Annotated in this window: 23 protein-coding genes; 8 read left to right on the plus strand and 15 right to left on the minus strand. The window is 35.1% G+C overall.

From position 1 onward, the window contains the following. Positions 1–155 precede the first annotated feature (155 nt). The gene (locus tag AC0L0O_RS25160) at positions 156–437 is read right to left on the minus strand and encodes a gamma-type small acid-soluble spore protein (RefSeq protein WP_000039039.1); all 282 of its coding nucleotides are present in this window, start codon (positions 435–437) and stop codon (positions 156–158) included. 125 nt (positions 438–562) lie between these two features. On the opposite strand from AC0L0O_RS25160, the gene AC0L0O_RS25165 reads away from it, so the two are divergent. After that, positions 563–787: a hypothetical protein gene (locus tag AC0L0O_RS25165; protein ID WP_000275445.1), complete on the plus strand. Its 225-nt coding sequence runs from the start codon at positions 563–565 to the stop codon at positions 785–787. 34 nt (positions 788–821) lie between these two features. Here the strand turns inward: AC0L0O_RS25165 and mutY are convergent, their stop codons facing one another. After that, positions 822–1919, minus strand: coding sequence for an A/G-specific adenine glycosylase (mutY, locus tag AC0L0O_RS25170; RefSeq protein WP_000171407.1), 1098 nt, complete (start codon positions 1917–1919; stop codon positions 822–824). Between the two features lie 149 nt (positions 1920–2068). Here mutY and AC0L0O_RS25175 point away from each other — a divergent pair, with 149 nt between their 5' ends. Further along, positions 2069–3049 (plus strand): metal-dependent hydrolase, encoded by a 981-nt coding sequence (locus tag AC0L0O_RS25175; protein WP_000379125.1) that lies wholly within the window; start codon positions 2069–2071, stop codon positions 3047–3049. Between the two features lie 24 nt (positions 3050–3073). On the opposite strand, the gene AC0L0O_RS25180 is transcribed toward AC0L0O_RS25175, so the two are convergent. After that, the gene (locus AC0L0O_RS25180; protein WP_000998162.1) at positions 3074–3340 is read right to left on the minus strand and encodes a YfhJ family protein; all 267 of its coding nucleotides are present in this window, start codon (positions 3338–3340) and stop codon (positions 3074–3076) included. Between the two features lie 121 nt (positions 3341–3461). On the opposite strand from AC0L0O_RS25180, the gene AC0L0O_RS25185 reads away from it, so the two are divergent. Both AC0L0O_RS25185 and AC0L0O_RS25190 read left to right on the plus strand, forming a co-directional pair. Further along, positions 3462–3620 (plus strand): small, acid-soluble spore protein K, encoded by a 159-nt coding sequence (locus tag AC0L0O_RS25185; RefSeq protein ID WP_000517891.1) that lies wholly within the window; start codon positions 3462–3464, stop codon positions 3618–3620. A 43-nt stretch (positions 3621–3663) separates the two neighbouring features. After that, a complete protein-coding gene (locus AC0L0O_RS25190) occupies positions 3664–3816 on the plus strand; it encodes a YpzG family protein (RefSeq protein WP_000122093.1) in 153 nt (50 codons plus the stop codon). Positions 3817–3880: 64 nt separating this feature from the next. Here AC0L0O_RS25190 and AC0L0O_RS25195 read toward each other — a convergent pair whose 3' ends face one another. Further along, a complete protein-coding gene (locus AC0L0O_RS25195) occupies positions 3881–4198 on the minus strand; it encodes a YfhH family protein (protein ID WP_001057035.1) in 318 nt (105 codons plus the stop codon). Positions 4199–4207: 9 nt separating this feature from the next. Beyond that, positions 4208–5020 (minus strand): recombination regulator RecX, encoded by an 813-nt coding sequence (gene recX / locus AC0L0O_RS25200; RefSeq protein ID WP_000268518.1) that lies wholly within the window; start codon positions 5018–5020, stop codon positions 4208–4210. Positions 5021–5101: 81 nt separating this feature from the next. Here recX and AC0L0O_RS25205 point away from each other — a divergent pair, with 81 nt between their 5' ends. The 4 genes from AC0L0O_RS25205 to AC0L0O_RS25220 all read left to right on the plus strand — a co-directional run bounded on the left by AC0L0O_RS25205 (position 5102) and on the right by AC0L0O_RS25220 (position 8307). Continuing rightward, on the plus strand, positions 5102–6007 hold the full coding sequence (locus tag AC0L0O_RS25205; RefSeq protein ID WP_000684410.1) for a TIGR01777 family oxidoreductase: 906 nt from the start codon (positions 5102–5104) through the stop codon (positions 6005–6007). Between the two features lie 140 nt (positions 6008–6147). Next, the gene (locus AC0L0O_RS25210; protein ID WP_000698322.1) at positions 6148–7278 is read left to right on the plus strand and encodes an amidohydrolase; all 1131 of its coding nucleotides are present in this window, start codon (positions 6148–6150) and stop codon (positions 7276–7278) included. 241 nt (positions 7279–7519) lie between these two features. Beyond that, on the plus strand, positions 7520–8077 hold the full coding sequence (locus AC0L0O_RS25215) for a GNAT family N-acetyltransferase (RefSeq protein ID WP_000914736.1): 558 nt from the start codon (positions 7520–7522) through the stop codon (positions 8075–8077). A 110-nt stretch (positions 8078–8187) separates the two neighbouring features. Continuing rightward, positions 8188–8307, plus strand: coding sequence for a YfhE family protein (locus tag AC0L0O_RS25220; RefSeq protein WP_000358485.1), 120 nt, complete (start codon positions 8188–8190; stop codon positions 8305–8307). A gap of 364 nt (positions 8308–8671) precedes the next feature. Here the strand turns inward: AC0L0O_RS25220 and AC0L0O_RS25225 are convergent, their stop codons facing one another. The 10 genes from AC0L0O_RS25225 to AC0L0O_RS25270 form a co-directional block, all read right to left on the minus strand. Beyond that, positions 8672–9838 carry a diglucosyl diacylglycerol synthase gene (locus AC0L0O_RS25225; RefSeq protein WP_000594708.1) on the minus strand — a complete coding sequence of 389 codons (1167 nt, stop codon included), beginning with the start codon at positions 9836–9838 and terminating at the stop codon, positions 8672–8674. A gap of 412 nt (positions 9839–10250) precedes the next feature. Continuing rightward, positions 10251–10982, minus strand: coding sequence for a pyruvate formate-lyase-activating protein (gene pflA, locus AC0L0O_RS25230; RefSeq protein WP_000238480.1), 732 nt, complete (start codon positions 10980–10982; stop codon positions 10251–10253). A gap of 69 nt (positions 10983–11051) precedes the next feature. Continuing rightward, the gene (gene pflB / locus AC0L0O_RS25235; RefSeq protein WP_000195483.1) at positions 11052–13301 is read right to left on the minus strand and encodes a formate C-acetyltransferase; all 2250 of its coding nucleotides are present in this window, start codon (positions 13299–13301) and stop codon (positions 11052–11054) included. A 339-nt stretch (positions 13302–13640) separates the two neighbouring features. Further along, entirely contained in the window at positions 13641–15185 is a 1545-nt protein-coding gene (locus tag AC0L0O_RS25240) for a glycosyltransferase family 2 protein (protein WP_001130002.1), read from the minus strand. Next, on the minus strand, positions 15178–16143 hold the full coding sequence (locus tag AC0L0O_RS25245) for an NAD-dependent epimerase/dehydratase family protein (RefSeq protein ID WP_000037028.1): 966 nt from the start codon (positions 16141–16143) through the stop codon (positions 15178–15180). Before AC0L0O_RS25245 ends, AC0L0O_RS25240 begins: the two co-directional genes overlap by 8 nt. Then, positions 16140–17381, minus strand: coding sequence for a nucleotide sugar dehydrogenase (locus tag AC0L0O_RS25250; RefSeq protein ID WP_001088935.1), 1242 nt, complete (start codon positions 17379–17381; stop codon positions 16140–16142). Before AC0L0O_RS25250 ends, AC0L0O_RS25245 begins: the two co-directional genes overlap by 4 nt. Beyond that, entirely contained in the window at positions 17374–18918 is a 1545-nt protein-coding gene (locus tag AC0L0O_RS25255) for a glycosyltransferase family 2 protein (protein WP_428889615.1), read from the minus strand. Before AC0L0O_RS25255 ends, AC0L0O_RS25250 begins: the two co-directional genes overlap by 8 nt. Positions 18919–18931: 13 nt before the next feature. Further along, positions 18932–19126, minus strand: a complete 195-nt coding sequence (locus tag AC0L0O_RS25260; protein WP_000899467.1) for an LSm family protein — start codon at positions 19124–19126, stop codon at positions 18932–18934. 16 nt (positions 19127–19142) lie between these two features. Next, positions 19143–19544: an LSm family protein gene (locus AC0L0O_RS25265; protein ID WP_000335516.1), complete on the minus strand. Its 402-nt coding sequence runs from the start codon at positions 19542–19544 to the stop codon at positions 19143–19145. Positions 19545–19697: 153 nt separating this feature from the next. Then, positions 19698–20936, minus strand: a complete 1239-nt coding sequence (locus tag AC0L0O_RS25270) for a serine hydrolase domain-containing protein (RefSeq protein ID WP_000371836.1) — start codon at positions 20934–20936, stop codon at positions 19698–19700. Positions 20937–21177: the final 241 nt, after the last annotated feature.

Here is a 21177-nt window from a genome sequence, read left to right on the forward strand (position 1 = left end):
TTATTCCTCATTACATATTTCTAACCTGTAACTTCCTTCTCCTTTGACTACATTTGTTGACTTATTAGAAGTTATGTCGTTCGATTTATTTTCATTACCATGGCCAAAGCACAAAGAAAACACTTCTCACGAGTTAGAGAAGTGTTTTTCTTTCATTACTGATTTGAACTAGAAGATTGTGATTGTTTTGCAGCTGATTGTGCATTTTGTTTTTTCACAGCATGCACGTCTGTTTCAGTTGCAAATTCTGTACCATAACTAGCATTTGCACTTTGTGCACCAGAAGCTTGCGCTTTCTTAGCTTCTGATTGTGCGTTTGCTTGTTTTACTGCTTGTACATTTGTTTCAGTCGCAAACTCTGTACCATAACTAGCATTTGTGCTTTGAATGCTAGCACCAGAAGTTGCCTTGTTATAACCTTGTTGTTTTTTACTCATCTTTCTCACCTCCACAATCAATAATGTAACCAATTCAACTAGAAGCTATCCGTAATTTTCTTTTGAAAAAATTCCGCATATATCTCTTGTTACTCATTCAAACTATAGAAAATGGAGGTGGGAATATGTATATAGGACGCGATATGACTGAACTAACAATGGTTTCAAAAAACGAATGGAAAGAAGATGAATTAGCTTATTTTCATCATTCATTACAACAGATTTTGCCTTATTTAAACGCGGAAGGTCAAAGTATTTACAAAGAAATTGTAATAGAAATTGAATCAAGAGGTGGCTTACAAGAAGGTGAAGCTAGTTGGACTCATGGGACAAAAATTTCTTACGATTAAAAAAGTGTTCCCAACCTGGGAACACTTTTTTTGTTTATTGCATTGTAATTTTCTCAACACAATTCTCATAAATCGTACGATGCGATTTAGAGAAAGGTAACTGCTCAAATGCTTCTTTCGATACAAATTTCAATGTATCTGTTTCAACAATATCACCAGTTACTTTTCCATAAAATACGAATATATCCCAAGTACGATGTGTAAACGTATGTTGTACATTCATTGCGTATTCTTCAATAGAAATCGAAAGCTCAAATTTTTCCTTCATATAATCTATAAGCTGTTCCTTCTGATTACGAATCCCTTCGCCAAGTTCAACATTCGGAAACTCCCACATATTAGCTAATAAACCGGTACTTGGACGTTTATTAATGACGTAACGACCATCTTCCGTTTGAAGTACTCCTGCAACAATCGGTACCATCGTAGGAGCTTTCGCTTTACTTTTTACTGGTAATTCCTTTTGAACACCTTCAGCATATCCCCTGCAATGCTCACGAACAGGACAAAGTAAGCATGCTGGATTTTTAGGAATACAAATCAGTGCTCCTAATTCCATCAAACCTTGATTAAAATAAGATGGATTTTCAGCCGAAATAATTTCACGCACAATCTCTTCAAACACTTTTCTAGTTTTCGGTTTTGCAATGTCATCCCATACTGATAAAATACGAGACAATACACGCATAACATTTCCGTCAACTGCCGGCTCTGGTATGCCATATGCGATACTTAAAATAGCACCTTTTGTATAGGGGCCGACTCCTTTTAATTTCTCAATCTTCTTTACATCACTTGGCACAATCCCGCCATATACTTCTTTTACTTCTTTTACAGCCGCATGTAAATTTCGCGCTCTAGAATAATACCCTAAACCTTCCCATGCTTTTAACACTTCTTCATCATCAGCATTGGCCAAAGCTTCTAGAGTAGGAAACTTCCCCATAAAATTCGCGTAATATGGTTTTACAGCTTCTACCCTCGTTTGCTGCAACATAATTTCTGAAACCCAAACGCGGTATGGATCTTTATTTTTACGCCACGGTAAGTCACGTTGCTCTTTTTCAAACCAACCAATTAAATCATTTTGAAACTGCTCTATGTTAAAGTTATTTAATATTTCAAGTGTCAAACTTGATCCCCCTCATTTTTTTGCATATAAGTACTATTATAAAGATTTTAGGAAAAAATTTAAGTAAGATGACATAGGAAATAGAAGGCAAAGGACTTGAGGTATCGAATAAAAAGAGTTACATTAATAAAAAACGGAGGTGGATTTCTATGGACACAGCCACTCACCTTGTTATGGGCGTTACTCTAGGCAGTTTGGCCACGTTAGATCCAGCCATAGCACAAAGTGATATTGGTCCTCAAGCTGTTATGCTTGCTACAATTGCTGGTTCCAATATTCCTGACATCGATACAGTTTTAAAATTGCGTAATAACGCTAAATATATAAGAAATCATCGCGGGATTACTCATTCCATTCCTGCAGTAATTCTTTGGTCGTTCCTTATAAGTGGCATCTCTTTCGCCTTCTTTTCAGACGCTCCATATCTTCATCTACTACTTTGGTCATTTATTGCGGTCTTTCTTCACGTCTTTGTAGATATTTTCAATGCCTACGGTACACAAGCATTACGGCCCTTCACAAAAAAATGGGTAGCACTCGGCATCATTAATACATTTGATACCGTCATTTTCTTTATCCATATACTCGCAATTGCTTGTATGCTCGTAGGTTCCCATAAAGGGTATACTGCCTTAGCAGCGTATATATTAATGATTATTTACTACATCGGACGGATTATGATGCACAGAAATATAAGAAGCGTTGTACACAAACGTTTCAAAAATGTCGAAAAGATTATCATTTCTCCTTCTTACCGATTTTATCATTACCATTTAGCAGTCGTTACGGCTGATTATTACTACGTTGCGAGATGGCACCGTGGTAATATCATGATATATGACAAGTTCGATCGGGTACCGTTCCCAGATAATGCTATTATGCGCGCAGCTAAACAAGATGAAAACATCTCAGCGTTTTTATCTTTCTCTCCTGTGTATCGCTGGGATATTTTCGATTATGATCATTATTATGAAGTTCGATTCATTGATTTGCGATATCGCAGTAAAGATTATTATCCATTCGTTGCAATCGTTCAACTCGATCATAATTTAAATATTATTAGTTCCTATACAGGATGGATTTTTAGTGAAGAAAAACTTCGAAAAAAACTGGAGTTACTTCCACATTAAAAAAAGCGACTTAAGTCGCTTTTTTTAATGTTTCAAATGATCTTCTTGATTGATTAGATGGCTATATTTCGGATTATTTGTACGCATTTCATGAAGGCGTCCTCCATGATTATTAATCCATGATCGCACCACTTGTTCAGTCATTTCTTCTCCTTGATAACGACCTGATTTCGCATAAGTTGTTTGAAAATCTTCCCACAGTAATTCAACCCACGCACGAGCTTGTGCATAAGAAAGTTTGTCATTTTTCTCTAATAGTTCTTTCGTTAATGCTTCATAAATATCATTCATGTTCTAATCTCCTTTACCTAATTATCCCTTCATTTCTAAAGGATAGTTTCTTCTATTTTGCACATTCTATAATTGATACTTCTTCAAGAGGTATCAACTGATGATGAGGAGGGCGTTCGCAATGGGTAAACAAGCCGAATTTTGGTCTGAGTCAAAAAACAACAGCAAAATCGACGGTCAACCGAAAGCGAAATCACGCTTCGCTTCGAAGCGACCTAACGGCACAATTAACACGCACCCACAAGAACGTATGCGTGCTGCAAATCAGCAGGAAGAGTAGTACAAAGTAATTTAACTTCAACTTCCTACACGAGGTGATAAAGATGAGCTACCGTGATCGCTTAGATAGTCGTTCTGAATTATTTAACCATACGTGGACTCGTCCGAAACATGCAAAAGCGCAAGTTAACGGACAGACGCAACAAACCCAGTCTCTCATTATATTGGCGAATGAATGTAAAAAACGCCAATTTTAGAATCTCCTATCTCCTGTAACGCCTACCAAAGATGAAAACCAGAGAGATATTCACTCTCTGGTTTTTATTTTTCTTGTAATAAAGAAATCGGTATTCCAATCTCTTCATTATCATTTTGCTTATGTCCCCAAGCAAATACCCCATTGAAATACGTAATTTCAAATAATATACCAGGTTCTTCTACTAATTCATACGTCTCACCAATATGGAATTTATTTATGTCAGTCATATAAGCACGAGCCATTGCTATCTTTCGCATTAATACATCGAACTCATTTACAATTCCAAGTTGCTCAGCTTTTATTGCTTGCTCTTTCAAAACCCCAATTTCTTCCCTTAGCTCATATGGTGTCATTTCACTGTAGCGTTTTGGCATATTCATTTTATTCCCTCATCCCTCTTCACGTTTCATTTGCAAAAATATCTCTATCTCATCAATAGAGAATCCTTTACGATATAACGCTTGTTTCATCTTATTTTCAAACGTCCATCCATCATACTTCTTATATTTCTCATAGTATTTGTTCCCATGATAGTGTAACGCTTCTTGTTGCTTTTCGTCATCTTTTTCGTCTTTCAATTCTTCCAAACAAATTTGAATCACATCTCTAGAATATCCTTTACGAACAAGCATTTCATCTAACTTTAGTTTCATTTGTAAAAAGGAATGCTTTTGATAAGACTTTTTCTTCTTTTCTATAAGAATTAAAGCATTCTCAATTTGCTTTTCCTTCGTATATTCTTGTAAACTATGCATAATAATTAGATCCTGAACACCTTTATTTAACAACTCTCTTTTAATAACCGTTGGACCTTTTCGATTCACATTACTTTGCGTTCTCGTATATAAAATAGCATACTCTTTATCATTAATATATCGGTCATGTAATAATTTCGAAACGACTTCAGAGATGATGGCTTGTCCCACTTCTTTTTTTCGTAAGAAATCTTCTATTTCTAGTTTCGTTCTCATTTGATAGGATAAATAGGAGATTGCTTGTAAATATGCTTTTTGTACCTCTTCATTGTACAAAATATTTCCTAACGCTATTTCATCAATTTCTAAGCCCTTTTGTAATCCGTGCTTTATTAAGATTACTTCGTTCACACTAAATCCGTATTCTTCACCTTGACCTTTATCGATATAAATATTAAACCGTTCTTTCGATCGTTTTTGCACTTCTATTTTTGTAATGACAGCCATACTCTCACCTCTCTATTATTTTAACATAGTCGAGGAACGTTTTTGCTTTTCAAGAATATATATAATGAGGAGGAAATAATTGTGAAAATCGCAATTTCTGGTGGTACCGGCTTTATCGGCACATACCTTTCTACTTTTTTTATTCAAAAAGGATATACGGTTTACATTCTCACAAGAAAAAAAACTACTGAAACTTCTCACCCTAACCTTCAGTATGTGCAATGGACACCAGATTTACAAACCTTCCCTCTCTCTTCTATTGATGTAGTTATTAATCTAGCTGGAGAGTCTATTAATAGTAGATGGACAAAGAAACAAAAGAAAATCATTTTAAACAGTAGAATTCAAACAACAAAAGGACTCATTAAACAATTGCAGGCACTCCCTGCAAAACCACATACATTTATTAACGCGAGTGCAATTGGATACTATGGAACGTCTGAAACCGAGTCTTTTACAGAACAGCATGTGACTCCCGGAAATGACTTTTTAGCAAATACAGTATATTCATGGGAACAAGAAGCATCTAAAGCACGCTCTCTCGGAATACGAACAATCTATGCACGATTCGGAGTCATATTAGGTCCAGACGGAGGAGCCCTTCCCAAAATGCTACTTCCCTATCAATTCTATATCGGAGGTACAGTTGGATCTGGAAAGCAATGGTTATCATGGATTCATATAGACGATGTCGCTTCCATGATTGATTTCATCATACACAAAAAAGAAATTGATGGCCCGCTCAACATTACAGCTCCAGAGCCTATAAGAATGAAGGAATTTGGAGAAACCATTGCAACTATAATGAAAAAACCTCATTGGTTACCTGTCCCTTCATTTATGCTTCATGCTTTATTAGGTGAGATGAGCATACTTGTACTAGAAGGACAACATGTATTACCTAGTAAAGTAATTGAGCATGGGTATCAATACACATTTCCAACAATAGACCATGCATTACAAAATATACTTTCGCATACAATGTAGTACTTCTAAAACATAGTTTTACAGGGGTTACTTCCAAAATTTTCATTTCCTAGAATCCGGAGCATTATTACACAAATAATCGTTCAGTTACTTTTCCTTACATTCCATTAACATTATAAAGTAACAGAAATGAGGTACCTATGAAAATATTGCTCAAACAAGCCATGGTCTATCCTATTACATCCCAAAAATTTCAAGGGGATGTACTCGTTATAGGAGAAAAAATTGCTGAGGTCAAGCCTTTCATTCAACCTACTCAAGATATGACAGTTATAGATGCACGTGCTCTTCATCTTTTACCTGGATTTATTGATGTCCATACTCATCTTGGTCTCTACGATGAAGGTACTGGTTGGGCTGGCAATGATGCAAATGAAACATCTGAAGTTTCAACACCACATATCCGTTCTTTAGACGGAATCCACCCTTTGGATATTGCATTTCAAGATGCTGTACAAAATGGAATTACAACTGTTCACGTTATGCCAGGAAGTCAAAACATTATTGGTGGTACGACTTGTGTAATAAAAACAGCCGGAACTTGTATTGATCATATGATTATTCAAGAACCTGCTGGCTTAAAGATTGCCTTTGGCGAAAATCCTAAAAAAGTCCATAGTAATGGAACAAAAGAGTCCATTACGCGTATGGGAATTATGGGATTACTTCGGGAATCATTTTATGAAGCACAACACTACGGGCATGAAGCTGATTTTCGAATGCTTCCTATTTTAAAAGCATTACGCCGCGAAATACCCGTACGTATCCACGCTCACCGAGCAGATGATATTAGTTCTGCTCTACGTTTTGCAACAGAGTTCAATCTCGATTTACGTATTGAACATTGTACAGAAGGACACTTTATTATTGAGGAACTTTCGAAGCACAATTTGAAAGTTTCAGTTGGCCCCACGCTTACACGCCGTTCTAAAATTGAACTTAAAAACAAAACATGGGATACTTACCATATATTATCGAAAAATGGAGTGGAAGTTTCCATCACAACAGATCACCCCTATACACCCATTCAATATTTAAATCTTTGTGCTGCTGTTGCTGTAAGGGAAGGATTAGACGAAAAAACTGCACTAGAAGGAATCACTATATTTCCAGCACGAAATTTACGTTTAGAGGATAGAATTGGAAGCATTGAGGTCGGAAAAGACGCTGATCTTGTGCTGTGGACCCATCATCCTTTCCATTATTTAGCCAAGCCTGTACTAACTATGATTGATGGAAAAATAATTTACAAAAAAAATAAAAAAAACTAGTTTATTTTTTTGACTAGATAAAGTATTATACGATTATAAACTGAATGAAACCATAATCAATTTGTGTCGTGATTATCATTTTCAAATTGATGAATGGGGAAGGCAAATGGTGCGCCACCAGCGTTAGAAACTGGTTCTAGTGGGTTCGATTCCCACCCCGAAATTTTTTAAAGATTGATATAAAAATTTCGAGGGTGGGGTGTTTTTTCGTCATGCTACCCTCGTGTGAGGAGGAGTTAGTATGTTAAAAAAACGCGACTTACACGACAGCCACGTTCTATACGAGTTAATGGTGGATCCAGCTGTCTTCCCTTTTGTGCGTCAAAAGGCTTATTCTTATGAGGAATATTTATTTTTAACGAAACAAACGATTGAAGCTGAAGAGCGTGGGGAATTAATTTCACGCACAATTTTAGATGAATGGGGTAACCCTATCGGAACAATTACTTTATTTGATGTGCAAGAAAAAGCTGGATTCCTTGGAACATGGCTTGGCAAACCTTATCATGGAAAAGGCTACAATAAATTGGCAAAAGATTCATTTTTTAGCGAACTTTTCTACGAGCTAGATATTGAAACAATCTTTATGCGTATTCGCAAAATAAATATTCGTTCTATTAAAGCTGCAGAGAAATTACAATATGTAAATCTAGCAAATGAAACAAGAAAAGCTGTTTATGATGAAATTAATGCGAATGAAGAAGTATATAACTTATATGAAATTCCAAAAGATCAATATACACTTGCTACAATGCGCGATACAACGTTCCAAGATGCACATCACTTAAAAGAAGCATAATCTAAATTTTCAGAAATAATAATTAACCATTAACATTTTGATATATACGTATATCACCCCATGTCTTTGGAAACGATAGATAGTAACTTTCAGACACGAGGTGATTTGTAATGGATAAAAAGAAACGTGACAAAACAAAAAACGCGTTATCTAGTACACAAGAAGTTCTCTACCAACGAGAATTTCGTAAAGCAGATCGCGCAGCGGGTTATCGCTCGAAAAGTATTTAAAGTGAGAATGAATAATTAGAAGTTCTCCCCCCTAATTATTCATTCTCATTACATATTTTTTCTACGTGATAGAGTAGAAAAAAGGTTCCTTATAAATAAGGAACCTTTTTTTATGTGGATAACGTTATCCACATAATTTATGGAATTGTGCATAAATTCACCAAACCTTTCACAAGTTTATATATTGCAACGTACATTAAATGTTAGAATTGTGGATATTTTTCTAAAAATTGTGGATAATGTGGATATAGTTGTTAATATTCCGACTTTACTGTTTAATGAAAACGCAATCTTCATGTGGATAAGTCTTTATCTTAGAGAACAATAAAGAACCCTCTTTAAACATACAAAAGAGGGTTTCATATTAAGTAAATGATTGTGCAAGTGCAGGTGATTTAATAGGTATATGATTCGGTTCTACATGATTTTCTGCCAAAATTGTATCCACAATATGATCAGCTGGCTCCGGACGATAAATGCTTTTCATCGCTTCTTTCATTTGAAGAAGCTTCATATCGTCTTGTAATAACGCCTCTGTTTTTGCAAAAACCTCACTATCATCACGAATGACAACTGCAGCTCCTTTTCTTTCAAAGTACATCGCATTTTCATTTTCTTGTCCTGGAACAGGCTTATATAAAATGACAGGTACTTGCAATGCTGCCGCCTCACTTAACGTAATACCGCCTGGCTTTGTAATCATACAAGAAGTAACGCGGAATAGTTCATCAATATTTTCAACATAACCAAATACTTTTAATGCATCAGGATTTGTTTCCTGTACCCCTACCAAATCCTGTTTTAATGCTTCATTTTTCCCACAAACGACAACTACTTGTAAATCAGGTACTGACATAAATGATTGGCATAGTTCTTTTACACTTCCTAATACCCCATGAGCACCTGCTACAATTAGTAAAATCTTTTTATTCTTACATAACTGATATTTATTATATATAATGTCTGGATTGATCTTTAACTCAAAACTACTACGAATCGGAATTCCGGTTTCAACAATTTGCTCCGCAGGCACACCGATATCAACCATAACTTTTTTTACGTGATCAGTTGCTACAAAATAACGATCTACTTCCCGATGAATCCATATTTTGTGCACACAAAAATCCGTTAATACGTTATACACAGGAATTGAAATACCTGTTTGCTTTTTTAATTCTGGTACAGCTATAATCGGAAAGGTATTAATAACAATATCCGGTTTCTCTGCTTGTAAAAGTAATTTCAAGCGTTTTCTTCCAAAATTCGCATACCAAGATGCTATTTTTTTATCATAAATTTTTTCTACGCCATAATAAAACAAGCGATATAATTCTTTTCCTATTGTATAACTTTTTAAATATAAATATTTTGTAATATCGGTTATAACCGGATGTGATTCTCCGAACAAATCGCATACAATTACATCTTTAATTCCTTTTTGGCGAAATGTTTGTTCTAATGTTTTCGCTACTTGCACATGACCGTTACCGTAATGTGCAGTTAATATTAAAACCTTGGGGTTTTTTATCAAACAAATCCACTCCTAGCTTATTGTTTCTCCATATTGCATATACGACAATAGGAAAAACATTTTCCTTAAAAATTACATAAACAGACTCTAATATTTCTCTTTCAGCTATGTACCTGTCGTGGATATGCAAAGCATATAAGATTGACCCCTTAATCCTATCTGTGCTCATATCTTTACATTATACTTTCCTATAAGAGCTTTCGCAATAACTTACAAATGTTCTCTATTCCATGATACTCACTCTTTTACTTCTTAATTCTTTTTACTATTTTGATTTCCCTTTACAATTATGTAAATTTCTCCACTTATTCCTTACAAAAATATGGATATTCTATTTTTAGTATACTCTTTTCTCTATATATACTCTAGGTTTTATTGTAAAGAAAGCAAAAAGTCTAATCCAATATTTGGATTAGACTGCTTGTAAAATATGTCTTGCTTGTTCTACATTTTTTTCAGTAGGTGGTTCTACATTCGCAAGTGGATACTTATGTCCAAGTGCCTCCCATTTATATACACCAAGCTTATGATATGGTAACACTTCAATTTTTTGAACATTAGACAGACTTTGAATAAAGCTAGATAACTTTTGTAGATCCTCTTCATTATCAGTAACACCAGGAACTAATACATGTCGTACCCAAATCGGTTTATTTTTATCCGATAAATAACGAGCAAATTGTAAAATATGTTCATTTGGTTTTCCTGTTAATTTACGATGTTTCTTTGAATCAATATGTTTCAAATCCAATAAAACTAAATCTGTGTACTCCATTAAAATGTCTAGCTTATTTTGGAATTCTGTTTCTTCAGAATAACACCCACCCGAAGAATCAATTGTTGTATGAATTCCAATTTCCTTACATTTCTTAAATAATTCAATTAAGAAATCTAGCTGTAATAATGGCTCCCCACCACTAACTGTTATACCGCCTCCGGAAGCTTCAATAAAAGGAAGGTAACATGTCACATCCTGCATTACTTCTTCGACTGTTATTTCTTTTCCTTTACCGATCTCCCACGTATCAGCATTATGACAATATTGACAACGTAATAAACACCCTTGTGTAAATATGACATAACGAATTCCTGGGCCATCAACAGTACCACAAGACTCTACAGAATGAATTCTTCCTTTTACCATGTTACTTCCTCCTTTATTGAAACAGCCTCCCTCTGCTGTTTATAAAATGCAGAGGGACACTTTTTTCATTTACATGCTTTCATGCATTGTACGGTTAATTACATCGATTTGTTGTTCACGAGTTAATTTAATAAAGTTTACAGCGTAACCAGATACGCGAATTGTTAATTGTGGATATTTCTCAGGATGTTCCATTGCATCCATTAATGTTTCACGGTTAAATACGTTAATATTTAAGTGATGTCCTTCTTTTACTGCATAACCATCAAGCATTGATACTAAGTTACGTACTTGTACTTCATCCTCTTTACCAAGTGCTTTTGGAATAATAGAGAATGTATTAGAAATACCATCTTGTGCATCTTCATATGGTAATTTAGCTACAGATAATAATGAAGCTAGCGCACCTTTTGTATCACGTCCATGCATTGGGTTCGCACCTGGTGCAAATGGTTCTCCAGTACGGCGACCATCTGGAGTGTTACCAGTTTTCTTACCGTATACAACGTTAGATGTGATTGTTAAGATTGACATTGTATGAACAGAATTTCTGTATGTTTTATGTTTACGAAGTTTATTCATAAATGTTTTCACAAGATTTACAGCAATTTCATCTACACGGTCATCATTGTTACCGTATTTAGGGAAATCTCCTTCAATTTCAAAGTCAACTGCGATTCCGTTTTCATCGCGAATTGGTTTTACTTTTGCATATTTAATTGCACTTAAAGAATCTGCTACTACAGATAGACCCGCGATACCTGTTGCCATTGTACGAAGAACATTTGTATCATGAAGTGCCATTTCAATACGTTCGTAGCTATATTTATCGTGCATGTAGTGAATAACATTTAATGTGTTTAAATATAGACCCGCTAACCATTCCATTGTCATATCAAACTTATGCATAACTTCTTCATAATCTAATACTTCAGAAGTAATCGGTGCATACTCAGGACCAACTTGCGCTTTAGATTTTTCATCTTTACCACCGTTAATCGCATATAGCAATGCTTTTGCTAAGTTTGCACGTGCGCCAAAGAATTGCATTTGTTTACCGATTCTCATTGCAGATACACAACAAGCAATTCCGTAGTCATCGCCGTAGTCAGCACGCATAATGTCATCATTTTCATATTGAATTGCTGATGTTTTAATAGACATTTTCGCACAGTAGTTTTTAAAGTTCTGTGGTAATTGTTTAGACCAAAGAACTGTTAAGTTTGGTTCTGGAGCTGGTCCTAAATTATCTAATGTATGCAAGAAACGGAATGAGTTCTTTGTTACTAATGGACGACCATCTAATGCCATACCACCGATAGACTCAGTTACCCAAGTTGGGTCACCAGAGAATAACTCATTATAATCAGGTGTTCTGGCAAATTTCACAAGACGTAATTTCATAATGAAGTGATCCACAATTTCTTGTACGTCTTCTTCTGTTAAAGTACCATTTGCTAAATCTCTTTCAATATAAATATCTAAGAATGTAGAAGTACGTCCAAGACTCATTGCAGCTCCGTTTTGCTCTTTAATTGCTGCAAGATATGCAAAGTATAACCATTGGAATGCTTCTTGAGCATTTGTTGCTGGCTTAGAAATATCAAATCCATGAGAAGCAGCCATTTGTTTTAACTCTTGAAGTGCACGTATTTGCTCAGATAATTCTTCGCGTAAACGCATTGTATCTTCACTCATTACACCGCCAGTTAAATTTAAATCTGCTTTCTTCGCTTCAATTAAATGATCTACTCCATATAATGCTACGCGGCGGTAGTCACCGATAATACGTCCACGTCCGTATGCATCTGGAAGACCAGTAATAACACCTGATTTACGAGCAGCTCTCATTTCTGGTGTATAAGCATCAAATACACCTTGGTTATGAGTTTTTCTCCAATCTCTAAAAATACGACTAAGTTCTTTATCCATTTCGTATCCATAAGATTCACAAGCTTGTTCCGCCATACGAATACCACCATATGGCTGTAAAGAACGTTTAAATGGTTTATCAGTTTGGAAACCGACTACTTTTTCAGTCTCTTTATTTAAATATCCTGGTTCATGTGATGTAATAGAAGAAACAATTTTTGTATCCATATCAAGAACGCCACCGTTTTCACGTTCTTTCGTTGTTAAATCCATTACTTGATCCCAAAGTTGTTTCGTTGCTTCAGTTGCTCCCGCTAAGAAAGATTCATCTCCCTCGTAAACGTTTACATTATTTAAAATGAAATCGCGAACATCAATCTCTGCTTTCCATTTTTCACCTTTAAAGTTTTCCCATGCGTTTTTAACATTTTCTAATACTTGAGTCATCCTAATCTCCTCCATTTTTGATTAGTACAGGACTAAGATTTTTTATATAACAGCTTACACACTTAGAATACTACTTTTTTACGAAAGTGAACGAAATAGTTGTGACATGTTTGTGAAATATTGAGCAAACTACTATATACATAGTGTTAACTTCATTTTAAAGTCTTTAAAATTAACCCTTTCTTTAATTGTATTTTTTTGGTATTCTTATATACGAGTCCTATTTTGTAATATAAAAACAATACCCATTGTAGAGCTGTAATACTCTTATCTCCTAATCTGTTATAGTTTTTATAACAGAACAAAAAAGTGTACATATGTTGTACACTTTTTTGTTACCTATAAAATATCTCTTTTTCTATTTCCATCATGGAATCCACCACGACTGCCTGTTAATCCAATTAATTGCTCTAATCCTTCTATATGGTCACCTATAATTCGAAGTACAGCTGGTGGATGACCTATTTTAGCAAAATGTTCACTGGGACGAATACGGTTCATCTTATCGACCTCAACACGACTTACACATGCAACTTCAAATCCTGAAAGAATAGCTTTCACTTGGGCTACACACGGCGCCAATAAAGATCTATACCCAATTTGTTTCAAACACTTACGGCTAAACGCATTCGGTACAGCGATAAGTGAGCCTACGCCTAGATCTTTTCTATCACAAGCTAAATTTAATGCATATTTAAATGCAGTTACAAGATGAAGCGGTACTCTTAAATCCAAATAATGATTTAGATCATTTAATGCAACATCTGTCCCATCTGCAATGGCTTTCGCAAAAGGATATAGCTCGCTCGCTGGAATAACAAAATCGCCGTCTATAAATAACACAATTTCTCCTTTTGCAAAATACGTTCCAAGTGAGCGCCCCACATCATTTCCAAGTGCTTCTTTATATACAATTGTCGTTGCTCCCTTGTCTTTTGCAATTGTCGCCGTTTGATCGGACGAACCATTTACAACAACGATAATTTCAAAAGGTTCAATCTTGCGAAGCTCTTCTATAACGTTTCCAATTGTTTTCTCTTCATCTTGTACAGGAATAATGACCGATAATTGCTTTCCCTTATACAAATTAGATGTAACGCCCCATCCTTGATAAAAATCTTCAAAATCTAAAGTATGATAGACACTATCTCTTTTCCTATTTCCATCACAATACCCTCCGCGCTCATCGCTACCTACTATTCGCTCTGCTACAGCTTCTATATGGTCACCTATCATCCGTTTTTCAGAAGGAGAAAGATCTGTGCCATACGCAGCATGCTCTGTCGGCCGAAATTTATTTGGCGTAATAACGTCAATTGCACAATGTCGACTAATTCTCCATTTGCCTTGAACTAGACGTAAATGAGCGAGAATAGGATTAACAAAACATTCATATCCAATACTTTGAACAACTTCTTTCGTCAACGCATGAGGTACAGCTAATAAAGAATCAATTTTTAACTCTTCACGCTCTAATATTGAATTTAATATTTGGCGCCATACTGTAATAGAATTAGGTTTTTGCCTTTTTAAAAATAATGCGTCCAAATTATTTAAAACTACATCTGCCTGATTGTATAAAATCGGATTAAGAAATAACTGTAATTTTGAAGTTTGAATAGCAAAATCGCCATCTATAAATAGTAGTACATCACCTATAGCTTCTTTGGCACCAGCTGCACGTCCAACATCATTTCCAAGCTTTTCTGTATACCGCAGTACTTTACATCCTAAATGCTCAGCAACTGTTTCTGTACCATCAGTACAACCATTTGCTACTACAATAATCTCTAATGGATTTAATCCTTTTACCGATTGAATAACGTCTGAAATCGTATCGATTTCATTACATGCAGGAATAATAACAGATAATGACTTAGCCATTGTCTTCTTCACGAAACCACTTAATTGTTTCCTTCAATCCGTCTTCCCACGTTACTTTCGCCTGAAATTGAACAAGATCTTTTAATTTTGTTACGTCTGGTCTTCTATTTGGAATTTCTTCAAAACCATGTGGATATACTTCTTCAAAAGGTACTTGCACAATCTTTGAAGAAGAATCCGTTAATTTTTTAATGACCTCTGCTACTTCTTTTATACTTTTTTCATTCTCAGAACCTATATTAATAATCTCACCATTTACCTTCTCATCCATTGCCCGAATCGTTGCCTCTACCGCATCACTTACATACGTAAAGCAACGTGTTTGCTCTCCATCTCCATATACGAGAATGTCTTCTCCCTGCAGGGCCGCACTAATAAATCGCGGGATTACCCCTGCATACGGACCATCTTTCGCTCGTGGACCATAAATATTAAAATAACGAACAATCGTTACAGGTAAACCTTCTAAAGCGTATCCTAAACATAATGTTTCTTCTAACGTTTTACAAATTGCATAACTCCAACGTATTTTAGAAGTTGCACCGTATAATCGATCTCCTTCTTCAGAGAAGGGTGGCTTTGCCTTACCATATACTTCTGAAGTAGACGCAAAAACTACTTTCTTTTTTCCTTTTAGCGCTGCTTGTAAAATGTTTCTCGTTCCATCAAAATTCGTTTCAATTAGTTCTATACTCTTTTCCATTGTCGTTTTCACACCTAAAATTGCTGCTAAATGAAACACAACATCATGTTGGTTTACGAGTTCATAAATAGAATTTTTGTCTAAGACACTTATTGGAATAACCCGAATTTCTTTCATTAACTCATCATGATATTTATTTTTCCCTTTATAGAAGTTATCAACAATCGTGACATTATAACCTCTTCCCACCAACTCTTCAGCTAAATGGGATCCAATAAATCCTGCTCCGCCTGTAATTAAACATTTCTTACTCATTTACTCACCTTCTTTACAATCCCACGTGTATCTACTACTCGCTTTATTCCTTTAAAAAGCTTCCAATCAATATTAGAATGATCCGTTAAAATTAAAATACAACTCGCTTGGTTAACGGCTTGTTCATTTAAAGAAACAGATTGGTACACCTTATCTCCAAATTTTGCCGAAGAAATATATGGATCGTGATATTCTATCTCGTATCCTTCTTTTATTAACAATTCAATAATTGGCAACGCTGGTGATTCTCTTAAGTCATTTACATCTTTCTTATATGCAATCCCTACAATTAAAACCGTTGCAGGTGGTTGCACCACACCTTTTACTTTCTGGACCATTTTCTCTGGCATTTCTTCATTAATTACATGCGCTGCTTCAATCAATTGACTTATTGCACCATTCTTTTTTATTCTCCATTGAAAATATAAAGGGTCTACTGGAATACAGTGTCCTCCTATCCCTGGACCTGGCCAATATGGAGTAAATCCAAATGGTTTTGTAGATGCCGCTTCAAGCGCCTCATAAAAATCAATTCCTAAACTTTCACATAGTGTGTTTAGCTCATTGACTAACGAAATATTAACTAGGCGCTGAATGTTTTCGAATAGCTTACACATCTCCGCTACTTTCGGAGAACTAACTGGAACAACTACATCAAAAATAGTGCTATACAAAGCCTGTACTTTTTGTTTACACTTTTCTGTTTGTCCACTAATAACTTTTGGAATCGTTTGAACTGAATATTGACTATTTGCTGGATCAATTCTCTCAGGGGAATATCCGATATAGAAATCTTCTCCTGCCTTTTTACCTGTTTGAGAAATAATAGGAATAATAACTTCCTCGAGTGTACCTGGATATGTGGAGCTTTCAAAAATGAAGGTTTGTCCTTTTTGAAGGTTTTGTTGTATATAATGTGAGGCTGAAATGAGGGCACTTAAGTCTGGTTCTCTTTGTTCATTAATTGGAGTCGGGACAGTAACAATAACATAATCACTATTTTGAAAATCAGCAATGCCTTGATCCGGTGTGTTCACTATTAATTTTTTTTTCATCAATAAACTTTGTAACTCTTTAGAAGAAACGTCCGGAATATAACTTTCTCCTTTTATAATTGATTCTATTTTTCTAATATCTTTATCTAACCCAAGTACTGTATGCCCTCTCTCTGCAAAATGGACTGCTAAAGGAAGGCCAACATACCCTAAGCCAATAATAGCTACTTTACTACTATTCATTTGTATTCTCTTCTTCCCTTCTCAATTGTTGAATGATATCTCTATCTCTATCTCCATCCGTAAAGCCACCGCGTTCGTCCGTACATTGTAATAAATACGCAATCGCCTCAATTTGATCACCGAAAATACGATCAAATGCTGAAATACGCCCATTTACAAATTCGTGTTGCTCTGGACGTACTCGATTTGTTTTTATAACATCTACTAACTCTACTGCTGTAATAGAGAATCCTTCTAAAATAGCTTTTATCTGAGCTAATGGAGGAATCACAAGAGAATCATAACCAATTTTCTCTATTACTTTTTTATGCATAGCGTGTGGTACTGCTGTTAATGAGTTATTCCATAAATCTGGTCGTTTCGCTATCAAATTCACAAAATATTTTCCCATGCTAATTGGATCTGCTGGATGAAACGTATCTAATAAACACTGTAAATCATTTAATGCCACATCACTTCCATCTTCAATAGCGCTCAAAAATAGAATTAAATTTGTTGCTGGAATAACAAAATCACTATCAACAAATAAATAAATATCTGCCGTAGCATACATGGCCCCTATCGCCCGTGCTACATTATGCCCAAGCGCTTCCTCCAACTCAACAACAATAACATTCTCTAGCTTTACTTGTTTAATGGTCTTTACGGCAGCTCCATTCGCAACAACTATAATTTCATCTACACCTGCTTTTTTCACTTCCTGTATAACAGACCTTATAGTTGTTTTCTCTTCTGATACTGGGATAATGGCACTATATTTCGCTTTTTTCTTTTGCAATAAAACTGGTTTATACTTTCCTACAAACTCCCTATCTTTATTGCCCTCTGAAAAACCACCGCGATTACCGTATGTTTCGATTACGTATTGTAAAGCTCGCAAATGATCACCCATAATACGACTAGTCGCTTTCGGATAAGGAGAATCAGGTGATGTGCCCGTATGGACAGGACGAACTTTATTTGTGTAAATGACATCAACTGAAGCCATATCAGAAATATCTACTCCTCTAGACATCGCCATCGCTTGAAATAGTGCTGGGTCCGCTAAATTCCACCACCCTAGTTTTTCAATCACTTCACGACTTATCGCATGTGGTATCGCAATTAAAGATCCTACAACAAACTCTTTTTTGTTCAAATAACGGTTTAACATATATTTTCCAACCGTCGTATAATGCGGTCTCATCTTCAAATAAACGGACCATGTTAAATTATTTAAAACAATCTCATGTCCTTGCTGTATTCCTTTAATAAAATTGTATAATTCTTCACTTTTCATGACGATATCGCCATCTAAAAATAAAACAATTTCACCTTTTGCTTCTCTAGCACCAATTGCCCGTCCCACATCATTACCAAGAGAATATCTATAATAAATCACACGACAATTATGCTGTAGCGCTATTTCTTTCGTACCATCTGTCGATCCATTATCTACTATGATAATTTCATATGGTTCCAACTTCCTTACTTCTACTAAAACTTTTGATAAAGTACTTGCTTCATTATGCACTGGAATCACAACTGACACTCTCATACTTGTATCACTCTTACCCTTCCAAGCGAACATAAGCAATAATAGGAATACGTACAGCTACATCTTCTGGTGGTCCATAAGAAGGAGAAGTACGAATAATTACTGCCCCATCCGTCACAGATAAAAGAACGCCCGCAATGATTTCTACAGCTGTCACAACTTGCACTAGTTCACCAACATGGTTACGTAATTCATCAGTAAATAACATATATAAATCTCCTTTCTTACGCTTCTTTAATTGATATAATACTTGCAAACGGTAATAACACTTCTGTTCCTATTCCTTCTTGTAGTATTAAGAAATCATCACCAACTGCTACAATAACACCCGTTAACTGTCCAACTGTCACTGTAATTTCTACGTTTTTACCCAAATACTGCTCTGCAATTTCTTTAAAAGGTGATGTATTACATTCTTTTAAAATGTTACAAATAATAGATTGAAATTTACTTGATTCAATAAATTCTTCCGTAGCTTGCTTAGAGTTTCTTTGAATAAATCTCGCGAAGTTTTGTGAAAATAAAAGTCGTTCTACAGCAGGCAATAACTTATTATCTAAAAAATAATCTAATTGTCTATTAAACAATCTCGATAACTTTTTCCAATACTTACCGAACAGACACATACACTTCTCCTCCTATTATTTTTAAATTATAAAAATATATCCATACATCTTAATGTACACAAAGCAGACTCTTTTTGTGATAGGTAAGACATACATTTTTCATCGAAACAATATGGTCTAAGCAAAAAAAAGACTATCCAAAAGGATAGTCTCTTACACTTCAATATTTCGCAAAATCGTATAAATATCGTTGTTCACTTTACCAAACGATTTAATATTATTTTGAATGTTAGATAATAAAACGACATACACACTTCCGTTTTTACTAAATCCATTCAAGCAATTCCAGCCTGGCATTACACCGTGATTCGAATAACTTCCCGGGTCTACGTACCATCCAAACCCGTAATCTTTTTTTCCGCCTGTAAACATTTGATCGTAGCTTTCTTTTGAAATTAACTTTCCAGAGAAAAGTGCTTCATTAAATAAATATAAATCATGTGCACTTGTATATATATCACCACAACCATATAGTTGTGACATACTTGGAATATTAGGTGTTGTCATATTGTTATTTACTATTTTATAACCTGTCGATGGAAATCTTGTTTGTTCTAGCTCTCTACCAAAACCAGAATGTTTCATACCAGCAGGTGCAAAAATATGTTGTTTAATATACTCTTCTAACGGTTGTCCGCTTACCTTCTCAGCAATATAGGCAAGTATCGAATAGTTAGAATCGGAATACTTCCATTTCTCTCCTGGACTTCCAATGCGCTTTTGCTTTCCTATTCGTTTTATCAATTCTTCATGAGAAATATCCTCTGTTCCCTGCTCGTACTCCGGAATTCCTGATGTATGTGTTAATAAATGTTTTAACTGAATACTATTACCTTGAGGGAAATCTGGAATATACTTCGCAATCGTATCCTCTACATTTAATTTATGTTGATCTTTTAATTGCATAATAGCAGTCGCTACAAACGCCTTTGAAATAGAACCAATATAAAAAGTTGTCTCTGAATTATTCGGTACTTGTTTCTCTTTATTCGCCATACCATATCCTTTATTCACAAGAACTTTTCCGTTCTTCACAATAACCGCTGTCCCGCTAAATCCTATGTTTTGTAAATATTGATCTAATTGAGCGTTTTCATTAATTTCTTGAGGTGGTCCCTCAGCAGGCTGTTCTGCAGCTTGTGCTTGCTTCACTTGTTCTTCCTGCTCTTTTTGTTTTTGTGCTTCTTGCTTCTTTTTTTCTTCTTTCTTTTTTAGCTCTTCTTGCTTCTTCATTTCTGCCGCTTTTAAAGTTTCTTCTTTCTTATTATGCGTAACAATTTTTGTATACATGAAATATACAAGTGAAAATAGTAAGACGAGAATGATTGTTCTTTTTATGTATACAATCGGCCGACGTGATTTCCCATTCGCATTATTTTTTTCCTGATCCATGATTGCTTTTTTCCCCTTATTCACCAATAATTTACTACCTTTACTAAAGACTCATTTTAGTAGATTATGGATAATCCATTCTATGTCATCCCTACTTTATCACGCACTGCACATATTACCAACCTATATGCATAAAAAAGAAAAAGAAAATTTACAAAAGTAAGATTCCCATTAATTTTTTAACATAAAAAAAGAGGATACCCTCTAAAAAATTGATGTTATCAATCTTTTTGGATATCCT

The organism is Bacillus sp. GS3m_15504, from assembly GCF_055825275.1.